At 69.3% G+C, this 5764-nt stretch carries 6 protein-coding genes; 5 read left to right on the plus strand and 1 reads right to left on the minus strand.

The features are described 5' to 3' along the window. The 4 genes from J7E68_RS19715 to J7E68_RS08965 all read left to right on the plus strand — a co-directional run. On the plus strand, nt 1-427 hold a 427-nt coding region (locus J7E68_RS19715), incomplete at its 5' end, for an alpha/beta fold hydrolase (RefSeq protein WP_251048808.1). Continuing rightward, nucleotides 424-1584 carry an acyl-CoA dehydrogenase family protein gene (locus J7E68_RS08955; protein WP_215171843.1) on the plus strand — a complete coding sequence of 387 codons (1161 nt, stop codon included), beginning with the start codon at nt 424-426 and terminating at the stop codon, nt 1582-1584. The genes J7E68_RS19715 and J7E68_RS08955, both read left to right, overlap by 4 nt. 89 nt (nt 1585-1673) lie before the next feature. Further along, nucleotides 1674-2141: an Lrp/AsnC family transcriptional regulator gene (locus tag J7E68_RS08960; protein ID WP_215171845.1), complete on the plus strand. Its 468-nt coding sequence runs from the start codon at nt 1674-1676 to the stop codon at nt 2139-2141. Next, nucleotides 2138-3532 (plus strand): aspartate aminotransferase family protein, encoded by a 1395-nt coding sequence (locus J7E68_RS08965; protein ID WP_215171847.1) that lies wholly within the window; start codon nt 2138-2140, stop codon nt 3530-3532. The genes J7E68_RS08960 and J7E68_RS08965 overlap by 4 nt, the downstream gene beginning before the upstream one ends. A gap of 42 nt (nt 3533-3574) precedes the next feature. Here J7E68_RS08965 and J7E68_RS08970 read toward each other — a convergent pair whose 3' ends face one another. Further along, complete coding sequence (locus J7E68_RS08970; protein WP_311416787.1) at nt 3575-5059, minus strand: PucR family transcriptional regulator ligand-binding domain-containing protein; 1485 nt, start codon at nt 5057-5059, stop codon at nt 3575-3577. 152 nt (nt 5060-5211) lie between these two features. Here J7E68_RS08970 and J7E68_RS08975 point away from each other — a divergent pair. Further along, the coding region (locus tag J7E68_RS08975) for an aldehyde dehydrogenase family protein (protein ID WP_215171851.1) at nt 5212-5764 on the plus strand (553 nt) is incomplete at its 3' end.

The raw sequence follows: 5764 nt of genomic DNA on the forward strand, positions 1-5764 counted from the left end.
CCTCGTGCTGCTCGACCCGGCGCTCCTCGTCGGCGGCCGTGACGCCGCGATCGTACGCCGCAGCCAGGAACGGGCGTTCGCCGACAACAGGGTCGAGCTCGTGCAGCAGGAGCATCCGCACTGGCATCCGCAGGACTGGGAGCTGAAGGTCGATGCGGTGCACCGCACGAGCGCCTGGGCGGTCGAGCAGACGAGTGCGCAGAACACCCCGTGGGACGTCACGGCGCAGGCGGCCCGCCTTGCCGTTCCCACGCATGTGATCGGGTCCGACCCGGCGGTCTACAGCATCTTCACCGGCGATGTCGCAGCCTCGGTGCTCGCCTCGAACCCGCTCATCACGATGTCGGTCGTCGAGGGCGCGGGCCATTCGCTGCACCGCGACAGGCCGGAAGAGACGATCCGACAGCTGACGGAGGCACTCGCGTGAGCACGTTCGACCCGACCGCATATCTTCCCGACGACCTGATCGAGCGCATCCGCGAGCGTGCTCCGATCCACGACCGCGACAACACGTTCCCCGAGCAGGACCTCGACGAGCTGCGCGATGCGGGATACCTCTCGATCCTCGTGCCGACCGAGCGCGGGGGTGCGGGTCTCGGGCTCGCTGAAGCCGCGATCCTGCAGCAGCGCCTCGCGACGGCCGCCCCGGCCACGGCCCTCGCGATCAACATGCACCTCGTCTGGACCGGCGTCGCCAAGGTCTTCTCCGACCGCGGCGTCGCTGGACTCGAGTTCGTGCAGGACGGCGCCGTCGCCGGCGAGGTCTTCGCCTTCGGCATCAGCGAGGGCGGCAACGACCTCGTGCTGTTCGGCAGCGATACGGATGCCGCGCCCACCGCCGACGGCGGCTACGCCTTCACCGGCACCAAGATCTTCACCTCTCTCGCCCCAGTGTGGACGAAGCTCGGGCTGCACGGCCTCGACACGACGAGCGATGATGCCCCGAAGCTCGTCTTCGCCTTCGTCGAGCGCACCGACGCGGTCACGACCGGCGACGACTGGGACACCCTCGGCATGCGGGGCACGCAGAGCCGCACGACGCGGTTGAACGGTGCCAGAGCAGATGCCGCGCACGTGGTGCGCCGCATCGATCCGGGCCCCAACCCCGACCCCATCGTCTTCGGGATCTTCTCGGTGTTCGAGATCCTGCTCGCCTCGGTCTACACCGGCATCGCGCGGCGCGCCCTCGACCTGGCGGTGCTCACCGCCCAGAAGCGCCGGTCGAAGAAGACGGGCGCCGCCTACAGCCAGGACCCCGACATCCGCTGGCGCATCGCCGACATGGGCCTCGCCTACGACGCGCTGCCCCCGCAGATCGCCGCGCTCGCCCGAGACGTCGACGAGCGCGTCGACAACGGCGCCCGCTGGTTCACTCTGCTGTCGGGCGTCAAGCACCGAGCCATCACGATGTCGAAGCACGTCGTCGATCAGGCGATGCTCGTGGCCGGCGGAGGCTCGTACTTCTCGTCGAACGAGCTCTCCCGGCTCTATCGCGACGTGCTCGCGGGCGCGTTCCACCCCTCCGACCCCGAATCGGCGCACGCCACCGCGGCGAGCGCGTGGCTCGGGCCACTCGACTCCTGAGGGCCAATATTCTGCGGTTTCGCGCCTGACGCCACGCCGACCCTGCGGAATCGGTTGAAGGATGGCCGTTCCGGTGCGAGGATCGCATCATGCCGTCGTCGAAGAAGCACCCCCCGTTGGATGATGTCGCGAAGACGATCATCGAGCTGCTCCAGGAGGACGGCCGACGCTCGTACTCCGACATCGGGCGCGAGGTCGGTCTCAGCGAGGCCGCCGTGCGCCAGCGCGTGCAGCGCCTCACCGAGTCCGGTGTGATGCAGATCGTCGCGGTCACCGATCCGATGCAGCTGGGCTTCCCGCGGCAGGCCATGATCGGCATCCGCGTCTCGGGTGACACCCGGGTGGTCGCCGAGGCCATCGCCGAGATCCCCGCGATCGACTACGTCGTGATCACGGTCGGATCCTTCGACATCCTCGCCGAGGTCGTCTGCGAAGACGACGAAGACCTGCTCGCACTGATCAACGACAGCATCCGCCCGATCGACGGGGTGCTGTCGACCGAGACCTTCATCTACGCCAAGCTGCAGAAGCAGCTCTACAACTGGGGGACCAGATGAGCACGCACCGCACGACACCGTCTGAGGCCGAACTCCAGGCGATGGCCAAGGACCACCTGTGGATGCACTTCACGCGCCAGTCCACGATGGAGAAGAGCGGCGTCCCGATCATCGTCAAGGGCGAGGGTCACCGCATCTGGGACTCGAAGGGCAAGGAGTACTTCGACGGTCTCGCAGGGCTCTTCGTCGTGAATGCCGGGCACGGGCGACGCCGCCTCGCCGAGGCCGCAGCGAAGCAGGCCTCTGAGCTGTCGTTCTTCCCCCTCTGGTCGTATGCGCACCCCGCAGCGATCGAGCTCGCCGACCGGCTCGCGGCCGAGGCGCCCGGCGACCTCAACCGCGTGTTCTTCTCGACGGGCGGTGGCGAGGCGGTCGAGACCGCGTTCAAGCTCGCGAAGCACTACTGGAAGCTGATGGGCAAGCCCACCAAGCACAAGGTGATCTCGCGCTCGGTCGCCTACCACGGCACCCCTCAGGGCGCCCTCGCCATCACCGGCATCCCGGCGATGAAGTCGATGTTCGAACCGGTCACCCCCGGCGGCTTCCGCGTGCCGAACACGAACTTCTATCGCGCGGCCGAGATGGGCGGTCCGAGCGACGATCTCGAGGCCTTCGGTCGGTGGGCCGCCGACCGCATCGAAGAGATGATCCTGTTCGAGGGCGCTGACACGGTCGCCGCCGTCTTCCTCGAGCCGGTGCAGAACTCGGGCGGATGCTTCCCGCCCCCTCCCGGCTACTTCGCCAGGGTGCGCGAGATCTGCGACCGCCACGACGTGCTCCTCGTGTCAGACGAGGTCATCTGCGCGTTCGGTCGCCTGGGTCACACGTTCGCCTGCACAGGACTCGGCTACGTGCCCGACATGATCACCTGCGCCAAGGGCATGACGAGCGGCTATTCGCCGATCGGCGCCACGGTCATCAGCGACCGGATCTACGAGCCGTTCTCGAAGGGCGACGTCTCGTTCCCGCACGGCTACACATTCGGCGGCCACCCCGTCTCGGCGGCCGTGGCGCTCGAGAACCTCGCCATCTTCGATGAGGAAGGCCTCAACGAGCACGTGCGCGAGAACTCGCCGCTGTTCCGAGCCGAGCTCGAGACCCTGCTCGACCTGCCCATCGTCGGAGACGTGCGAGGCGACGGGTACTTCTTCGGCATCGAGCTCGTCAAAGACAAGGCGACGCGCGAGACGTTCGACGACGACGAGTCCGAGCGGCTGCTGCGCGGCTTCCTCTCCCCCGCGCTGTTCGAGGCCGGGCTCTACTGCCGGGCGGACGACCGCGGCGACCCCGTGATCCAGCTCGCGCCGCCGCTCACGGTGGGCCCTGCCGAGTTCCGTGAGATCGGGCAGATCCTGCGCAGCGTCCTCACCGACGCCCAGTCGGTGCTCTGACCCGGCGCTCTGACTCTGGTGCTCTGACTCTGGTGCTCGGACTCAGACGGATGCCGCGGTGCGCCGCCTCGCGAGGAGTGCGAGGTGGAGCGCCGCGATCGTCTCGCCGTCGTCGAGGTCGGCACCCAGCAGGTCCCCGATGAGCGTGAGCCGCTGGTAGAACACCGACCGCGACAGGTGGCTGGCCGCCGCTGCGGCCGAACGGTTGCCGGGGTGCGCGACGAGGGCCGCGAGCACATCGAGCAGGTCACCGCGGCGCTCCTGATCGTGGCGGATGAGTGGCGCCAGCATCCGTTCGCTGTGCTCGTGCAGACGGTGGTCGTCTCGCAGCGTGGCGACGAGCCGCTCGAGCGGGCGATCGTCGACGCGGCGCACTCGGGCGCCGGCCTCAGCGCGGTCGCTGTCGGCCAGATCCCGCGCCGCGCGCAGTGAGCCGAGCAGACCGATCACGTCGTCAGCGGCAGGCCCCACGAAGACCGCCCGGTCGGGGCCGGCGATGCGCAGCACGACCTCGTCGGAGAGGATCGCGGATGCCGGCAGTGACAGCAGCGCGACGTCGTCGTCGCCCACACGAGCGGCCACGACCGCGAAGCCGGCCTGCCGCGCGCGGTAGGCGAGCTCGCTGATCGATGCCGATCCGCGCGCGACGATCCCGTGGCACCGACGGTCGGCCAGCGCGAAGCCCCCGGCGCGCAGCCGCGCATCGATGTCGTCTGCTCTGGCGAAGCGCGCACCCAGCAGATCATCGATCACACCGCGCTGCGCGAGCAGCGACCACTCGGCGTCCCCGCCGTCGGCGATGCATCCGAACGCCAGCGCTGTCGCCCCCTGCTCGAGCACCGTGTGTCGCCCTGCAGGATGCACCGGCCCCGGCAGAGCGAGCAGTGTTCCCCAGCGCACGCCCCTCGCCTGCACGGCCACCTGTTCGGCGTCGCGGCGGGCGCCCAGAACCTCGGCCACCGGCATCCCCAGCGCTTCGGTCGCGATCACCTCGCGCGCGAGGTTCTCGAGAACCACCGGGGCGCCGAGCGCACGAGCGGTCTCGGACACCACGACATCGGCAGGAGCACCCTGCAGGCTCAGGGCGGTGAAGAGCTCGTGCAGCCGCTGCCGCTCGTGCAGCGCCTGGGTCTGGGCGGCGATCAGCGCGTGATGCACGGCCTCGGTCACGGCGACGAACTTGACCTCGCGGGTGAGGGCGATGAGGGCGAGACCCACGGTCGCGCAGACGTCGATGACCGGCTGGGGCACCTCGGCCCTGGCCGTGCCGAGCTCGAACACGATCCCGGCGATGCCTGCCCGGTGCAGGCTGGATGCGAAGGACCGCAGATCCGCGTCACCGTCGGGCCACCCGGCCCCGGTGGTCAGCAGCAGCTCGCCGCCGTCGAGCAGCCGCGCGACGCCCACGCTGTCGGAGACATGTACCCAGCGCACCGCGGCATCGAGCGCCGCCCCGCCGACGAGCACGTCAGGATCACCCTGCTGCACTGCGGCCTCGGCCAGCACATCGGCGACGCTGACGAACACCCCACCCGCCGGACGATCTGTCCGATTCCGCACGACATCGCTACGGTCTGACACCGGATCAGCTCCCTGCGCTCTGTGATCATTGGAGAAAGCCAGCGTATCGAACCCCGGTCAGAGTGTTCGGTGCAGCATCGACAGCACGAAGGAGACCCGTGGACATCGTCCGTCACCTCATCAATGGAGCAGAGACCGCCGACGCGGCACGCACGGGTCAGGTCTTCGACCCGGCCACGGGTCAGGTCACGAAGCAGGTCGCCTTCGCGTCGACCGCCGAGGTCGACCAGGCGATCGCCGCCGCGGCATCCGCTCTGCCCGCCTGGCGCGAGACGAGCCTCATCAAGCGCGCCGACGTGTTCTTCCGTCTGCGCCAGCTGCTCAAGGAGCGCACGCCCGAGCTCGCCGCGATTGTCACCTCGGAGCACGGCAAGGTGCTCTCGGATGCCGCGGGCGAGGTCTCGCGCGGCATCGAGAACGTCGAATTCGCCGCAGGCCTCGTGCACCTGCTCAAGGGCGAGCGCAGCGAACAGGTCTCTCGCGGGGTCGACGTGCACTCGGTCAAGCAGCCGGTCGGCGTCGTCGCTGCGATCACCCCGTTCAACTTCCCCGTGATGGTGCCGCTGTGGATGGTCGCCTCGGCGATCGCGTGCGGCAACACGGTCGTGCTCAAGCCGAGCGAGAAAGACCCCTCGGCCGCGGTCTGGATCG

It is taken from the genome of Microbacterium sp. ISL-103 (assembly GCF_018613995.1).
In the GTDB taxonomy this organism is placed as follows: Bacteria; Actinomycetota; Actinomycetes; order Actinomycetales; family Microbacteriaceae; genus Microbacterium.

Coding starts and splice junctions, on each gene's coding strand:
- J7E68_RS08965 (WP_215171847.1), top strand. CDS start 2,138: ATGAGCACGCACCGCACGACACCGTCTGAGGCCGAACTCCAGGCGATG.
- J7E68_RS08960 (WP_215171845.1), top strand. CDS start 1,674: ATGCCGTCGTCGAAGAAGCACCCCCCGTTGGATGATGTCGCGAAGACG.